13 protein-coding genes and 1 pseudogene are annotated in these 15,961 nt (G+C 66.6%); 9 read left to right on the top strand and 5 right to left on the bottom strand.

Going from position 1 to position 15,961, the window contains the following annotated elements:
* Positions 1-7: 7 nt before the first annotated feature.
* From AC1U2B_RS11740 to AC1U2B_RS11720, 5 genes are read right to left on the bottom strand one after another with little or no spacing between them, the layout of a single operon-like run.
* Positions 8-1,171 (bottom strand): acyl-CoA dehydrogenase family protein, encoded by a 1,164-nt coding sequence (locus AC1U2B_RS11740; protein WP_043390799.1) that lies wholly within the window; start codon positions 1,169-1,171, stop codon positions 8-10.
* Entirely contained in the window at positions 1,168-3,126 is a 1,959-nt protein-coding gene (locus AC1U2B_RS11735) for an acetyl/propionyl/methylcrotonyl-CoA carboxylase subunit alpha (RefSeq protein ID WP_480216931.1), read from the bottom strand. Before AC1U2B_RS11735 ends, AC1U2B_RS11740 begins: the two co-directional genes overlap by 4 nt.
* Positions 3,127-3,133: 7 nt before the next feature.
* The gene (locus tag AC1U2B_RS11730) at positions 3,134-4,729 is read right to left on the bottom strand and encodes an acyl-CoA carboxylase subunit beta (protein WP_480216930.1); all 1,596 of its coding nucleotides are present in this window, start codon (positions 4,727-4,729) and stop codon (positions 3,134-3,136) included.
* A gap of 31 nt (positions 4,730-4,760) precedes the next feature.
* A complete protein-coding gene (locus tag AC1U2B_RS11725) occupies positions 4,761-5,909 on the bottom strand; it encodes an acyl-CoA dehydrogenase family protein (protein WP_480216929.1) in 1,149 nt (382 codons plus the stop codon).
* A complete protein-coding gene (locus tag AC1U2B_RS11720; RefSeq protein ID WP_480216928.1) occupies positions 5,906-7,606 on the bottom strand; it encodes an acyclic terpene utilization AtuA family protein in 1,701 nt (566 codons plus the stop codon). Before AC1U2B_RS11720 ends, AC1U2B_RS11725 begins: the two co-directional genes overlap by 4 nt.
* A gap of 218 nt (positions 7,607-7,824) precedes the next feature.
* On the opposite strand from AC1U2B_RS11720, the gene rpmF reads away from it, so the two are divergent.
* The 9 genes and pseudogenes from rpmF to mspA (AC1U2B_RS11675) all read left to right on the top strand — a co-directional run bounded on the left by rpmF (position 7,825) and on the right by mspA (AC1U2B_RS11675) (position 15,915).
* Positions 7,825-8,001, top strand: a complete 177-nt coding sequence (gene rpmF, locus AC1U2B_RS11715; RefSeq protein ID WP_043401019.1) for a 50S ribosomal protein L32 — start codon at positions 7,825-7,827, stop codon at positions 7,999-8,001.
* Positions 8,002-8,093: 92 nt separating this feature from the next.
* Positions 8,094-8,780 carry a response regulator transcription factor gene (locus AC1U2B_RS11710; RefSeq protein ID WP_133763290.1) on the top strand — a complete coding sequence of 229 codons (687 nt, stop codon included), beginning with the start codon at positions 8,094-8,096 and terminating at the stop codon, positions 8,778-8,780.
* Positions 8,781-8,833: 53 nt separating this feature from the next.
* Positions 8,834-10,321: a sensor histidine kinase gene (locus tag AC1U2B_RS11705; protein ID WP_260937882.1), complete on the top strand. Its 1,488-nt coding sequence runs from the start codon at positions 8,834-8,836 to the stop codon at positions 10,319-10,321.
* A 111-nt stretch (positions 10,322-10,432) separates the two neighbouring features.
* Positions 10,433-11,875, top strand: coding sequence for a S1C family serine protease (locus tag AC1U2B_RS11700; RefSeq protein ID WP_480216927.1), 1,443 nt, complete (start codon positions 10,433-10,435; stop codon positions 11,873-11,875).
* Between the two features lie 14 nt (positions 11,876-11,889).
* Positions 11,890-12,414 carry a MogA/MoaB family molybdenum cofactor biosynthesis protein gene (locus AC1U2B_RS11695; protein ID WP_133763292.1) on the top strand — a complete coding sequence of 175 codons (525 nt, stop codon included), beginning with the start codon at positions 11,890-11,892 and terminating at the stop codon, positions 12,412-12,414.
* Positions 12,415-13,015: 601 nt separating this feature from the next.
* A complete protein-coding gene (gene mspA / locus AC1U2B_RS11690; RefSeq protein ID WP_480216926.1) occupies positions 13,016-13,654 on the top strand; it encodes a porin MspA in 639 nt (212 codons plus the stop codon).
* A 140-nt stretch (positions 13,655-13,794) separates the two neighbouring features.
* Positions 13,795-14,433, top strand: a complete 639-nt coding sequence (gene mspA / locus AC1U2B_RS11685) for a porin MspA (protein ID WP_480216925.1) — start codon at positions 13,795-13,797, stop codon at positions 14,431-14,433.
* A 149-nt stretch (positions 14,434-14,582) separates the two neighbouring features.
* Positions 14,583-15,188 (top strand): annotated as a pseudogene (gene mspA / locus AC1U2B_RS11680) (porin MspA); the annotation flags it as partial.
* Positions 15,189-15,276: 88 nt separating this feature from the next.
* Positions 15,277-15,915 (top strand): porin MspA, encoded by a 639-nt coding sequence (gene mspA / locus AC1U2B_RS11675; protein ID WP_480216924.1) that lies wholly within the window; start codon positions 15,277-15,279, stop codon positions 15,913-15,915.
* Positions 15,916-15,961: the final 46 nt, after the last annotated feature.

Here is a 15,961-nt window from a genome sequence, read left to right as displayed (position 1 = left end):
TCCCTCTTTAGTACGAGCGGGGCAGACCCAGCGAGGTCTGCGCCACGAAGTTAAGCACCATCTCGCGGCTGACCGGAGCGATCCGTCCCAGTCGCGACGCCGTGACGGCGGCAGCGATGCCGTACTCCTTGGTCAGGCCGTTGCCGCCGAGCGACTGGACGGCCTGATCGACCGCGCGCACCGAGGCCTCGCCCGCGGCGTACTTGGCCATGTTCGCGGCCTCGGCGGCGCCGAAGTCGTCGCCGGCGTCGTACAGCGTGGCGGCCTTCTGCATCATCAGCTTGGCCAGCTCGAGCTCGATGTGAATCTGGGCCAGCGGGTGCGAGATGCCTTGATGGGCACCGACCGGGACTTTCCAAACCTGCCGGGTCTTGACGTACTCGGTGGCGATCCGGATGGCGAGGCGACCGGTGCCGACGGCCATCGCCGCACCGATGATCCGCTCCGGGTTCAGGCCCGCGAACAGCTGCGCGATGGCGGCGTCCTCGGAGCCGACGAGGGCATCCGCGGGCAGCCGCACCTCGTCCAGGAACACCTGGAACTGGCTCTCGGGGCTGATGATCTCCATCTCGATCTTGGTCCAGCTCAACCCGGGCGCATCGGTGGGCACCACGAACAGTGCCGGCTTCAGGTTGCCGGTCTTGTGGTCCTCGGTGCGCCCGACGACCAGCACGGCGTCGGCCTGGTCGATGCCGGAGATGAAGACCTTCTGCCCGGACAGGATCCAATCGCCGCCGTCGCGGCGGGCCGTCGTGGTGATGCGGTGGCTGTTGGAGCCGGCGTCGGGTTCGGTGATCGCGAACGCCATGGTGAACGAGCCGTCGGCGAGGCCCGGAACCCAACGCTTCTTCTGTGCCTCGGTGCCGTACTTGGAGATGATGGTGCCGTTGATGGCCGACGAGACCACCATCATCAGCAGCGGACAGCCGTTCGCGGCCATCTCTTCCATGACCAGGCTCAGCTCGTACATGCCGGCACCGCCGCCGCCGTACTCCTCGGGCATGTTGACGCCCAGGAGGCCGAGTTTGCCTGCCTCAGCCCACAATTCATCGGTGTGCTGGCCGGCGCGGGCCTTCTCCAGGAAGTAGTCCTGGCCGAACTTGGAGGCCATGCCGACGACGGCCTCGCGCAGCGCCTGGCGCTCTTCGGATTCGATGAAAGACACGGTCATTCTCCTTCGGGGGTTTCTACGCGGGCCAGCACGGCGCCGACATCGACCTGTTGGCCGGGTTGCACGTTGAGTTCGGTGAGCACACCGGAATCCGGTGCGGCGATGGTGTGTTCCATCTTCATGGCTTCCAGCCAGATCAGGGGCTGGCCGGCCGTGACCGCGTCGCCGACGGCCGCGCCGACCCGGACCACCAGACCGGGCATCGGGGCCAGGAGCGAACCTTGGGCCACCGCCGCGTCCGGGTCGGGGAAGCGCGGCTGGGCCACGAGATGCACCGCGCCGGCGGGAGAGTCGACGAACACGTCGGCGCCGTAACGGGCGACGTCGAACGAACGTTCAACACCATTGAGCGACAACACGACCCGAGTTGGGTCAGTGGTCACCACGGTGACGTCGTCGCGGTCGGGCAGGTCGACGCCGTCGCGCGTGAACCGGTACCGCACCTGGTGCTCGGCGCCGGCCGCGTCAGCGTACGAACGACTCTGGTAGCCCGACGTGAGGTTCCGCCAGCCGCTGGGTGCGGCGCCGAAAACGGTTGCCGCGGCGCGGTTGTGTGCCGCATCGGCCAGCGTCGCCGCGACCGCGGCCAACGTGACATCGGTGTCCGCCGGTGCCGCCAGTTCGGCCAGGCCGTGCGTGTCGAAGAACGCGGTGTCGGTGTCACCGGCCAGGAAAGCGGGGTGCCGCAACACGTTCACCAGCAGGTCGCGGTTGGTGCGCAGGCCGTGAATGCGAGCCCGGGACAGCGCGTCGGCGAGGATCGCCGCGGCCCGGTCACGAGTCGGCGCGAACGAGATCACCTTGGCCAGCATCGGGTCGTAGAACACCGACACGACCGAACCGTCGACGATGCCGGAGTCGAGGCGCGTTCCGGCTCGGCCCAAAAGGCTGAACTCGGTTCGGACGCCCGGCACCTCGAATCGGTGGACCGTACCGGCCTGGGGCTGCCAGTCCTTCGCCGGGTCCTCGGCGTAGAGCCGGGCCTCGATCGAATGTCCTTGCGTGGCGGGCGGTTCCGCGGCGAGCGCGCCGCCGTCGGCCACCTCCAGCTGCAGCTCGACCAGATCGAGTCCGGTGGTCTCCTCTGTGACGGGGTGCTCGACCTGCAGGCGGGTGTTCATCTCCAGGAAGAAGAAATCGCCGTTCGCATCGGACATGAACTCGACGGTGCCGGCGCCGGTGTACCCGATCGCGGTGGCCGCCAACCGGGCTGCCTCGAAAAGCTTCTCGCGCATCCCGGGGGTCCGCTCGACGAGCGGGGACGGTGCTTCCTCGATGACCTTTTGGTGCCGGCGCTGGATGGAGCACTCGCGTTCGCCGACGGCCCACACCGTGCCGTGCGCGTCGGCCATCACCTGTACCTCGATGTGGTGCCCGCTGGCCAGATAGCGCTCGCAGAACACCGTCGGATCGCCGAACGCGGACTGGGCCTCGCGCTGCGCCGCCGCGACTTCGGCCGGCAGCGCGGACAATTCGCGAACCACCCGCATGCCGCGGCCGCCGCCACCGGCGGACGCCTTGATGAGCACCGGCAGCTGGTCGGCGGTGACGGTGTCGGGGTCCAGCTCGGTCAGGACCGGAACCCCGGCCGCCGACATCAGCTTCTTGGCCTCGATCTTGGAGCCCATGGCCTGCACGGCCGCCACCGGCGGGCCAATCCAGGTCAGCCCGGCATCCTGCACCGCGGCCGCGAAATCCGGGTTCTCGGAAAGGAATCCGTAACCGGGATGGATCGCGTCGGCGCCAGATGCCTTGGCCGCGGCGATCAGCTGCACGGCATCGAGGTAACCGGTGCGACCTTCCAGGCGCACCCGATCGTCAGCTTCGGCGACGTGCGGCGCGGCAGCGTCGGGATCGGTGTACACCGCGACGGTGCCGATGCCGAGCCGACGGCAGGTGGCGAAGACCCGGCGGGCGATCTCGCCCCGATTGGCAACCAATACTTTCGTGATCATCTGATACTCACATCCGGAAGACGCCGAAGTTCGACGTCCCCTCGATCGGGGCATTGGCAATGGCGGACAAGCACATTCCCAGCACGGTGCGGGTGTCACGGGGGTCGATGATGCCGTCGTCGTAGAGCCTGCCGGACAGGAACGCCGGCAGCGACTCAGCGTCGATCTGCGCTTCGACGGCGGCCCGCAGCGCCGCATCGGCGGCTTCGTCGACCTGGCCGCCCCGGGCCTCGGTGGCCGCCCGGCTGACGATCGAGAGCACGCCCGCCAGCTGCGCACCGCCCATCACGGCGGACTTCGCACTGGGCCAGGCGAACAGGAACCGGGGGTCGTAGGCCCGGCCGCACATGCCGTAGTGGCCTGCGCCGTACGAGGCGCCGATGAGCAGCGAGATGTGCGGCACCTTCGAGTTGGAGACGGCATTGATCATCATCGAGCCGTGCTTGATCATCCCGCCTTCTTCGTACGCCTTGCCGACCATGTAGCCGGTCGTGTTGTGCAGGAACAACAATGGCGTGTCGGAGCGGTTGGCCAGCTGGATGAACTGCGTGGCCTTCTGGGACTCCTCGCTGAACAACACGCCGCGGGCGTTGGCCAGGATGCCGACCGGGTAGCCCCACAGGTTCGCCCAACCGGTCACCAACGAGGAGCCGTACAGAGGCTTGAACTCGTCGAAGTCCGAGCCGTCGACGATGCGGGCGATGACGTCGCGCGGATCGAACGGGATCCGCAGATCGGCGCCGACGATGCCGAGCAGTTCGTCTTCGGGGTACAGCGGCGGTACCACCGGCGCCGGCGTCGGGCCCTGCTTGTGCCAGTTCAGCCGGGCCACGATGCGGCGGCCGATGCGGATGGCGTCGAGCTCGTCCTGCGCGAAGTAGTCACCGAGACCCGATGTCCGGGAGTGCATTTCGGCACCGCCGAGGGACTCGTCGTCGGACTCCTCGCCGGTGGCCATCTTGACCAGCGGCGGCCCGGCCAGGAACACCTTCGAGCGTTCCTTGATCATCACCACGTGGTCGGACATGCCGGGGATGTAGGCGCCGCCGGCGGTCGAGTTGCCGAACACCAGCGCGATGGTCGGGATGCCCTCCGCCGACAGCCGGGTCAGGTCCCGGAACATCGCGCCACCGGGGATGAAAATTTCCTTCTGCGTGGGCAGATCGGCGCCGCCCGATTCGACCATCGAGATCACCGGCAGCCGGTTTTCGCGGGCAATCTGGTTGGCGCGCAGGATCTTCTTGAGCGTCCACGGGTTGCTGGTGCCGCCCTTGACGGTCGGATCGTTGGCGACGATCAGGCATTCGACGCCTTCGACGACGCCGATGCCGGTGACCAGGCTGGCGCCGACGACGAAGTCGCTGCCCCAGGCGGCCAGGGGGCTCAGCTCCAGGAATGGCGAGTCCTGATCGACGAGCTGCTCGATGCGCTCACGCGCGGTCAGCTTGCCGCGGGCGTGGTGGCGGTCAACGTATTTCGCGCCACCGCCGGCGACGGCCTTGGCGTGCTCGGCATCGAGCTCGGTGAGCTTGGCCGCCATGGTGGCGGCGGCTTCGGTGTACCCGGTCGACGCAGAATTGAGTGTGGATTTGAGCTGGGTCATGATGCGCAATCCGCTCCGCTACTTGCTTGTGTCACGATTGGAATCCCAACGTCTTGGCGGCCAGCGAGGTGAGAATCTCGGTGGTGCCGCCGCCGATGCCGATGATGCGCATGTCGCGGTACTGCCGCTCGATTTCCGACTCGGCCATGTAGCCCATGCCGCCGAACAACTGCACGCCGGCGTTGGCCACCCACTCACCGGCCTCGACGGCGGTGTTCTTGGCGAAGCAGACCTCGGCGATCAGGTTCGTTTCTCCCGCCAACTCCCGCTCCACCAGGTGGTGCGTGTAGACCCGGGCCACATCGATGCGACGGGCCATGTCGGACAGGGTGTTCTGCACCGACTGCCGCGAGATCAGCGGCCGGCCGAACGTCTCCCGGTCCCGGCACCACTGCACGGTCAGGTCCAGGCAGCGCTGCGCGCTCGCATACGCCTGGGCGGCCAGGCCGACCCGCTCGGAGACGAAGGCGCCGGCGATCTGCAGGAAGCCGGAGTTCTCCGGCCCCACCAAGTTGGCGGCCGGGACGCGGACGTCCGCATAGGACAGCTCAGCGGTGTCCGACGAGCGCCAGCCCATCTTCTCCAGCTTGCGGCTGACGGTGAAACCGGGCGTGTTCTTGTCCACCACGATCAGTGAAACCCCGCCTGCGCCAGGGCCGCCCGTGCGCACCGCGGTCACCACATAGTCGGCCCGCACACCCGAGGTGATGTAAGTCTTGGCGCCATTGATGATGAAATCGTCACCGTCGCGCTCGGCGCGCGTCGTCAGGTGTCCGACGTCCGAGCCGCCGCCGGGTTCGGTGATGGCCAGTGAGCCGATCATCTTGCCCTGCAATGTCGGTCGCACGTAGGTGTCGATCAGTCGCTGGTCGCCGGAGGCGATCATGTGCGGCGTGGAGATGCCGCAGGTGAACAGCGACGCGAAGACACCGCCGGGCACGCCGGCGTAGTGCAGTTCCTCGCAGACGATCACCGCGTCGGCGCCGTCGCCGCCGCCACCGCCGACAGACTCGGGCGCCTGGGCGCCCAGCAGACCGGCCGCACCGGCTGCCTCATGCAGCGAGCGGGGCAGCTCGCCGCTGCGCTCCCACTCGTCGACGTGCGGCAGGATCTCGCGTTCGGCGAACGCGCGCACGGTCTTTCGCAGCGCATCGCGTTCGGGCGTGGTCCAGATGCTCACGAAATCAATTCCTCCGGTATGTCGAGATGACGGGTTCGTAGCCATTCCCCGAGGCCCTTGGCCTGGGGGTCGAATCGGGCCTGGTACGCAACGCCTTCGCCGAGGATGCCCTCGATGACGAAGTTGATGGCGCGCATATTCGGCAGCAGGTGCCGGGTCACGGGCAGATCGGCGGCCTCGGGCAGCAGCTCGCGCAGCTTGTCGACCGTCAATGTGTTTGCCAGCCAACGCCATTGGTCATCGGTGCGGACCCAGACACCGACGTTGGCCGAGCCGCCCTTGTCGCCGCTGCGGGCCCCGGCGATGGTGCCAAGCGGCGCCCGGCGGGTCGGTCCGGCCGGCAGCGGCTCGGGCAGCGCCGGGTCGGCGACCGGACCCAGCGCCAGCGTCTGCGCCGAGGGTGCGATGTCGACCCGCGAGCCGTCGGCCAGTACTGCCGCATGAGGCACCAAGGCCGCGTCGACGTAGCCGGGCTTGAACAGGCCGTACACCTGGCCGTCGCCGGGAGGCGCCGTCGTCGTGAATCCGGGATAGCTGGCCAGTGCGAGTTCGACTGCAGCCGCGGAGAATTGGCGTCCGACCTTGGCCGGATCGGGGTCGCGCACCACACAGTGCAGCAGCGCGCTGGCGCGCTCCTCGGTGTCGCCGTCGGGATGATCGGTCCGGGCCAGCGTCCACTGCAGCTCGGCCGGCCGCACCGCGATGCTGGCTTCCAGCTGGCGCTGCAGCAGATCCGCCTTCGCCTCGATGTCCAGGCCCGTCAGGATGAAGGACGCCGCATTGCGGAAGCCGCCGATGCTGTTGAGCGACACCTTCAACGTGGGCGGCGGTGCTTCGCCCCGCACGCCGGAGATGCGCACGCGGTCCTCGCCGTCGGCGGCCAGCTCCAGCGAGTCGACCCGCAGGGTGGCGTCGGGATTGGCGTAGCGCGCCCCGGTGATCTCGTACAGCAGCTGCGCGGTGACGGTGTCGACGCTGACGCGGCCGCCGGTGCCGGGGTGCTTGGTGATCACCGACGAGCCATCCGCGGAGATCTCGGCCAGCGGGAACCCGGGGCGGATGAGGTCCGGAATCTCGGTGAAGAAGCTGAAGTTGCCGCCCGTGGCCTGGGTACCGCACTCGATGACATGGCCCGCGGCGATCGCGCCCGCGAGCGCGTCGTAGTCGGTGCGGGTCCAGCCGAAGTGCGCGGCCGCCGGTCCGACGATCACCGAGGCATCGGTGACCCGCCCGGTGACGACGACGTCGGCGCCGGAGTTCAGGCAATCCACGATGCCCCAGGCGCCGAGGTAGGCATTCGCCGACAGCGGGGTGCCGAAGCCCAGCTCGGCGGCGCGGCCGACGAGGTCGTCGCCTTCGACGTGTGCGACGTTCACCGACAAGCCGAGGCGCTCGGCCAGCGCCCGCACCGCCGCGGCCAAGCCGGCCGGATTGAGGCCGCCGGCGTTGGCGACGATCTTCACGCCCTGGTCCAGGGCCAGACCCAGCGACTGCTCCAGTTGGCGCAGGAAGGTCTTGGCGTATCCGAGGTCGGCGTTCTTGGCCCGGTCGCGAGCGAGGATCAACATGGTCAGCTCGGCGAGATAGTCGCCGGTGAGGTAGTCCAGCTCACCCCCGGCGAGCATCTCGTGCATCGCCGCCAGCCGGTCTCCATAGAACCCCGAGCAGTTACCGATCCGGACTGCTGGTGATGTCACACACACTCCCGTCGTTCAACCAACCGGTAGGGAGGTTAGTCGGTACTGACGGTACCGAGTCAAGGGGGTTGTGAGTTGCGTGTTGCCCGGTTGGGGCGACGTTTTGGAGCCTACGCAGGTCGGCGGCTATCCTGAGGTGCAATCGCCGCTGGCCTTGTTCGTTTGTTCGTGGCGCGGCTGACCGCAAGCAATTCCGTTTAGCAAGAGAGGTGCACATCATGGCTGTGCCCAAGCGCAGGATGTCGCGCTCGAACACCCGTAGCCGTCGCGCGCAGTGGAAGGCCGAGGCCACCGGCCTGGTCAGCGTGAACGTCGCAGGTCAGGCGCACAAGGTGCCGCGTCGCCTGCTCAAGGCCGCGCGTCTGGGTCTCGTCGACCTCGACCGCCGCGTCTGAACCATCTCGACTTTCGGTCGTAACGGTTTTTCTCGCGCCCTCGTGGCGCGTCTTCTCAGTCCGCTCTCAGATGGTGGGGTGAGACTGTGCCTGTGCGAATCCTTGTAGTCGACGATGACCGCGCTGTGCGTGAATCGCTGCGTCGGTCACTGACTTTCAACGGGTACTCGGTCGAACTGGCCCAAGACGGTGTCGAGGCGCTGGAGCGCATCTCCAGCGACCGGCCCGACGCTGTGGTGCTCGACGACATGATGCCCCGGTTGGACGGCCGTGGCGTCTGCCGTCAGCTGCGCAGCAGCGGCGATGACCTGCCCGTGCTGATGCTGACGGCCCGTGACTCGATCGACGAGCGGGTGGCCGGCCTCGACGCCGGTGCCGACGATTACCTGCCGAAGCCGTTCGCGCTCGAGGAACTCCTGGCACGGATGCGGGCGCTGCTCCGCCGGACCGGACCCGATGACCGCACCGAGTCGGCGGCGCTGACCTTCTCCGATCTGAGCCTCGACCCGGTGACGCGCGAAGTCACCCGGGGTTCCCGGTCGATCAGCCTGACCCGTACCGAGTTCTCGCTGCTCGAGATGCTCATCCACAACCCCCGCCGGGTGCTCAGTCGTAGCCGGATCCTCGAAGAGGTGTGGGGCTTCGATTTTCCGACGTCGGGCAATGCCCTCGAGGTGTACGTCGGGTACCTGCGCCGCAAGACCGAGGCCGAGGGAGAACCGCGCCTGATCCACACCGTGCGCGGCGTGGGTTACGTGCTGCGTGAGACCCCACCCTGATGCTCGGCAAGGTTCGCGCAACGGTGGACCGGAAGATGCGGGAGGTGCCGCAGATGCCGGTGACGACTCCCGATGGCGCGGTGCAGCACGACGCCAGCTCGGTGTCTCTGAAATGGCGCGTCATGCTGCTCGCGATGTCGATGGTGGCGATGGTCGTCGTCCTGATGTCGGTCGCGGTGTACGTCGTGGTGTCCAAGGCGCTGTATGGCGACATCGACAACCAGCTGCACAGCCGCGCGCAACTGCTCATCGAGAGCGGCTCCCTCGCCGTCGACCCCGGCAAGGCCATCGAGGGCACCGCCTACTCGGACGTCAACGCGATGTACGTGATCCCGGGACAGTCCATCTACACCGCGAACCAGCAGGGGCAGACCCTGCCGCTCGGCACGCCGGAGAAGGACGTCATCGCCGGCAAGCTGCTGATGTCGTTGCGTACCACCAACTATCAGCGCGTGCTGGCGGTGCACCTGCAGTCGGGTAATTCGCTGCTGATCTCCAAGAATCTGTCGCCCACCGCCGAGGTGCTCAAGCGTCTCGGCACCATTTTGCTCATCGTGGGTGGAATTGGCATGGCCGTCGCCGCCATCGCCGGTGGCACGGTGGCGCGTACCGGGCTCAGACCCGTGGCCCGATTGACCGAGGCCACCGAACGCGTGGCCCGCACCGATGACCTGCGTCCCATACCGGTGTACGGCAATGACGAATTGGCCAGGCTGACAGAGGCTTTCAACATGATGTTGCGGGCGCTCGCCGAGTCGAGAGACCGGCAGGCCCGCTTGGTGTCGGACGCCGGTCATGAGTTGCGCACGCCGCTGACCTCGCTGCGGACCAATGTCGAACTGCTGATGGCGGCCATGGCGCCCGGAGCGCCGCCGTTTCCCGAGGAGGAGATGACGGGTCTGCAGTCCGACGTCATCGCCCAGATCGAGGAGCTGTCCACCCTGGTCGGCGACCTGGTGGACCTGACCCGCGACGACGCCGGAGTGACGATCCACGAGCCGGTCGAGATGGCCGAGGTCGTCGACCGAAGCCTGGAACGAGTTCGCCGCCGCCGCAACAACATTGACTTCGACGTCGATATCGCGGGCTGGCAGGTGTACGGCGACGGGGCAGGGTTGTCCCGGGCGGTGCTGAACCTGCTCGACAACGCCGCGAAGTGGAGTCCGGCCGGCTCGGTGGTGCGGGTCCGGCTGGGACGCATCAGCCCGACGCACGCGGAGCTGGTGGTGTCCGACTGGGGACCGGGAATTCCGCCGCCGGAGCGGGCGCTGGTGTTCGAGCGTTTCTACCGGTCGACCACGGCGCGGGCCATGCCCGGTTCCGGTCTGGGACTGGCGATCGTCAAGCAGGTCGTGCTGAAACACGGTGGCGCACTTCGGATCGAGGACACGGTGCCCGGTGGCACGCCGCCCGGCACGTCGATCCATCTGGTGTTGCCGGGGCGTCCCTCCGGGTTGACCGCAACACACCGCCCCTCCGGGCTGGACGTAACGGGCGTGACCACGGAAAATGAACCTGCCCGGACGGGGGAGGAAGTCTAGGGTGCGGCCAGTGGTGTCTCAGTGGATTCTCAGCCCGAATGGGCACCGTTCGGTCATGTCGTTCGTTGTCCCGGCAACGGATCTGAAATACAGGAAGAGTGTCGACCAGTAATGACGAATCACCCGAGGTACTCGCAGCAGCCCGAGTCCGGTCGGCGTTCTGATTCCTATCAGTCCGCGCCCGGCTACGGCGCATCGCAGCAGCAGGGGTCGTCATACGACTGGCGGTACGCCACGCATCAGCAACAGCAGACCACCGGGCAGTACCCCACGGGCAGCTACCCCACCGGCCAGTACCAGACAGGCCAGCATCAGACCGGGCAACACCAGACCGGACAGCACCAGACCGGGCAGTACTCGACGCAGCAGTACGGTTCGCAGCCGTACGACCCGTACCGGACGGGACAGCACAATGGCCGGCCGTCCATCACGCCGCGGCCGCAGGGCCAGAACCGTTCCCGCACAGGGCCTTTGATCGCCGGTATGGCGGCCGTGGCACTGGTGTCGGCGGGTATCGGTGGCGGCATCGTGATGCTGGCTCAGCCCGACTACTCGAATAGTTCGACGTCGCTGGGCGGTTCGGCACGCGGCCAGCACGCGGGGAACGCGCCGATCGGTTCGGTCGAGCAGGTCGCCGCCAAGGTGGTGCCCAGTGTCGTGAAGCTCGAGACCGACATGGGCCGGTCGTCCGAAGAGGGCTCGGGCATCATCCTGTCCGCGGACGGGCTGATCCTGACCAACAACCACGTGGTGGCCGGCGCCAAAGATGCCCCGCCCCCAGGGGCTCCGCCGGTCCAGACCAAGGTCACGTTCAACACCGGTAACACCGCGACGTTCCAGATCGTCGGCACGGATCCGAGCAGCGACATTGCAGTGGTGCGGGCCAAGGGTGTTTCAGGTCTGACGCCCATCGCGTTGGGTTCGTCGTCCAATCTGGTGGTGGGGCAGCAGGTGGTGGCCGTCGGCTCGCCGCTGGGTCTGCAGGGCACAGTGACCGAGGGCATCATCAGCTCGCTGAACCGTCCCGTCGCTGCGGGTGGCGATGCCAAGAACCAGAACACCGTGCTCGACGCCATCCAGACGGACGCCGCGATCAACCCCGGCAACTCCGGTGGTGCGCTGGTCAACATGAGCGGTGAGCTGGTCGGTATCAACTCGGCGATCGCGACGCTGGGCGGGGATTCCGGCCAGTCGCAGAGCGGTTCGATCGGGCTGGGCTTCGCCATTCCGGTGGACCAGGCCAAGCGCATCGCCGACGAGCTGATCAAGAACGGCATTGCCAGCCATGCCTCGCTCGGCGTGCAGGTCGGCAACGACAAGGCCATCGACGGCGCCCGGATCGTGGACGTCACCAGCGGTGGTGCGGCCCAGTCGGCAGGCTTGCCCAGCGGTGTGGTGGTGACCAAGGTGGACGACCGGGTGATCAGCAGTGCCGATGCACTGGTAGCTGCGGTGCGCTCGAAGGCCCCCGGAGACAAGGTCACGTTGACCTACCTCGACAACGCGGGCAAACCACAGACAGTTCAGGTCACGCTCGGGAAGGCACAGCAGTGACGGGCACGGGGAGCATGTCAGAGGCGGGATATACGGTGACAGGCATGGAACAGGCAGGGGAATTGGCCGGGCGCGCGCTCGTCGTGGTCGTGGATGACCGGACGGCGCACGGCGAAGAGGATCACAGCGGGCCGTTGGTCACCGAATTGCTCGGTGAGGCCGGCTTCCTGGTCGACGGGGTGGTCGTGGTCCCGGCCGACGAGATCGAGATTCGCAATGCCCTCAACACCGCGGTGATCGGTGGCGTCGACCTGGTCATCTCCGTGGGTGGCACCGGAGTCAGCCCCCGCGATGTCACGCCGGAAGCCACTCGCACCATGCTCGATCGTGAGCTGCTCGGTATCGCCGAGGCGCTGCGGTCGTCGGGCTTGGCCGCGGGCATTTCGGACGCGGGGCTCTCGCGTGGCCTGGCCGGAGTCTCGGGAAGCACGCTGGTGGTCAACATCGCGGGCTCACGCGCGTCGGTGCGCGACGGCATGGCGACGCTGGGGCCGTTGGCGGCGTACATCATCGCGCAGCTGTCGAGCCTCGACATCTGAATAGCTGAGCTCCGCTTGGGGCTATCGGTCGAACGGAGTCGTTATGAGTTCGTCCAACATGAACAATCGGATTTGGCAAAAGTGTGAGCTTGATCACACTGCGAGGGGGCTGTGATGGGTGATACACGGCCCTCTCGCGACCTAGTTAACAAGGTGTTCGGTGACGTTCTACCGGACGTAACTCGCGATGAATGTAACGAGCAGTCCCCGTCTTCGGATGGTGATCGAGATCGCTGGCTACGGGACAACGTCCCGCCGCACCACCGCTGAGCACGTAGTTCTCACAACGGCTGGTCGCTGATTAGGTTAACTCCTGATTACGCCGGTCAATGGCGTCATTGAGACCATGTTTCCGCCCTGTTTCGGGCCCGCGGGGCGCTGAGGTCGGCCCTATCTCGCAGGTGGTTCCCAGCAAACTTTTCCAGCTCGGGAATATATGCGAGGTCTTTACGTCGTTCGCATTGCCGGACGGTGCGCGCGCCGATATCTTCCTCGTGTCAACGATGAGCAAAAGGTAAGAGCAACATGTGAGATTCACATGGAGGTCTTGCGACGGTCGCGCGGTCAGCTTGCTGGCACCGCCTACTGAGCTAGGGAGAATATGAAGGCATTCAGTCGGGTGCTGGTAGCACTGGTAGCAGCGCTGGCGTCGCTGTTCCTCGGAGCAGGTACGTCCCATGCGGGTCTGGACAATGAGCTGAGCCTGGTCGACGGCCAGGATCGGACATTGACGGTGCAGCAGTGGGACACGTTCCTCAACGGCGTGTTCCCTCTGGACCGCAACCGCCTGACCCGTGAGTGGTTCCACTCGGGCCGGGCAAAGTACAACTGCGCAGGGAAGGGCTGCGACCAGTTCGGCGGCACGTTGGAGCTGGGGTACCAGATCGGCTTCCCGTGGTCGCTGGGTGTGGGTATCAACTTCAGCTACACCACGCCGAACATCCTGCTGGATGACTTCAACCCGGCGACGCTGGCCGGCACGGGTGGTGGCGGCATCATCACGCCGAACCTGTTCCCCGGTGTGTCGATCTCCGCTGACCTGGGCAATGGTCCGGGTATCCAGGAAGTCGCGACGTTCTCGGTGGACGTGTCCGGCCCGGCCGGTGCCGTCGCCGTCTCGAACGCCCACGGCACGGTGACCGGTGCAGCCGGTGGTGTGCTGTTGCGCCCCTTCGCCCGCTTGATTGCCAAGACGGGTGACTCGGTGACGACATACGGCGATCCCTGGAACATGAACTAGCCGATATTCGGCAGCGCCTAGGGCTTATGCTTGGCGCCGATGACGCATTCGGGGCGGCGTCGACAGGATCAGGTCATCTGGTTCTGTCGGCGCCGCCCTGCGTCATTTGTCAGGACTATCGAGCCCAGAAGGTGAGAATCATGAAGGCATTCAGTCGGGTGCTGGTAGCGCTGGTAGCGGCGGTGTCGTCGCTGTTCCTGGGCGCGGGAACGTCCCATGCGGGGCTCGACAATGAGCTGAGCCTGGTCGACGGTCAGGATCGGACGTTGACGGTGCAGCAGTGGGACACGTTCCTCAACGGTGTGTTCCCCTTGGACCGCAACCGCCTGACCCGTGAGTGGTTCCACTCGGGCCGGGCGAAGTACAACTGCGCAGGGAAGGGCTGCGACGAGTTCGGCGGCACGTTGGAGTTGGGGTACCAGATCGGCTTCCCGTGGTCGCTGGGTGTGGGTATCAACTTCAGCTACACCACCCCGAACATCCTGCTCGATGACTTCAACCCCGGCACGCTCGCCGGCACGGGTGGTGGTGGCATCATCACGCCGAACCTGTTCCCCGGTGTGTCGATCTCCGCTGATCTGGGCAATGGTCCGGGTATTCAGGAAGTCGCGACGTTCTCGGTGGATGTGTCGGGTCCGGCCGGTGGGGTGGCGGTTTCCAACGCCCACGGCACTGTGACTGGTGCGGCTGGTGGTGTGCTGTTGCGTCCATTCGCCCGCCTGATCGCCAAGACCGGTGATAGCGTCACGACCTACGGAGAACCCTGGAATATGAACTAGGTGAGAGCAAATCGCACCTAGGCCTTATGCTAGGCGCCGACGACGCATTCGGGGCGGCGTCGACAGACCAGCTAGCTGGCCTTGTCGGCGCCGCCCTGCGTCTGCAAGGAACTTCATATGAACATCATCAAGCCCAGAAAGTGGGAACCATGAAGGCATTCGGTCGGGTGCTGGTAGCGACGGTCGCGGCGGTGTCGTCGCTGTTCCTGGGGGCGGGAACGTCCCATGCGGGGCTCGACAACGAGCTGAGCCTGGTCGACGGTCAGGATCGGACGTTGACGGTGCAGCAGTGGGATACCTTCCTCAATGGTGTGTTCCCTCTGGACCGCAACCGGCTGACCCGTGAGTGGTTCCACTCGGGCCGGGCAAAGTACAACTGCGCGGGCAAGGGCTGCGACGAGTTCGGCGGCACGTTGGAGTTGGGGTACCAGATCGGCTTCCCGTGGTCGCTGGGTGTGGGTATCAACTTCAGCTACACCACCCCGAACATCCTGCTCGATGACGTCAACCCGACCACGTTTGTCGGCGGTGGTGGCGGCATCATCACGCCGAACCTGTTCCCCGGTGTGTCGATCTCCGCTGACCTGGGCAACGGCCCGGGTATCCAGGAAGTCGCGACGTTCTCGGTGGACGTGTCCGGCCCGGCCGGTGCCGTCGCCGTCTCGAACGCCCACGGCACGGTGACCGGTGCGGCCGGTGGTGTGCTGCTGCGCCCCTTCGCCCGGCTGATCGCCAAGACCGGTGACTCGGTGACGGCGTTGACAGACCGAATCGGTCAGTCAACGCCGCCCCGTCGTTTTGCCGGGAGCATGACAGTGAAGAACAAGGCCCGGGAGTGGAAAGTTGACGGCGTTCGGTCGTGTTTTGGTGGCGGTATTGGTCGGGGTGTCGTCGTTGTTCCTGGCGGCGGGTACGTCCCATGCGGGTCTGGATGATGAGCTGAGCCTGGTCGACGGTCAGGATCGGACGTTGACGGTGCAGCAGTGGGACACGTTCCTCAACGGTGTGTTCCCTCTGGACCGCAACCGGCTGACCCGTGAGTGGTTCCATTCGGGTCGGGCAAAGTACAGCTGCGCGGGCACGGGCTGCGATGAGTTCGGCGGCACGTTGGAGCTGGGCTACCAGGTCGGCTTCCCGTGGTCACTGGGTGTGGGTATCAACTTCAGCTATCAGACGCCGAACATCCTGCTCGACGACGTGACTCCGGCGACGTTCACCGGTCAGGGTTTCGGCGGCATCATCACACCGAACCTGTTCCCCGGTGTGTCGATCTCCGCTGACCTCGGCAACGGTCCGGGCATCCAGGAAGTCGCGACGTTCTCGGTGGACGTCTCAGGCCCGGCCGGTTCGGTGGCGGTGTCGAACGCGCATGGCACGGTGACCGGCGCGGCCGGCGGGGTGATGTTGCGTCCCTTCGCGCGGCTCATTGCCAAGACCGGTGACTCGGTGACCACCTACGGCGAACCCTGGAACATGAACTGATCCGAGCGGCTCGAACCGACATACGACAAAGCCGCCGGCCAGTGGC

It is taken from the genome of Mycolicibacterium sp. P4_G11 (assembly GCF_056555145.1).
Note: the sequence above shows the minus strand (reverse complement) of the source record. Positions and strands in the feature narration are given on the sequence as shown.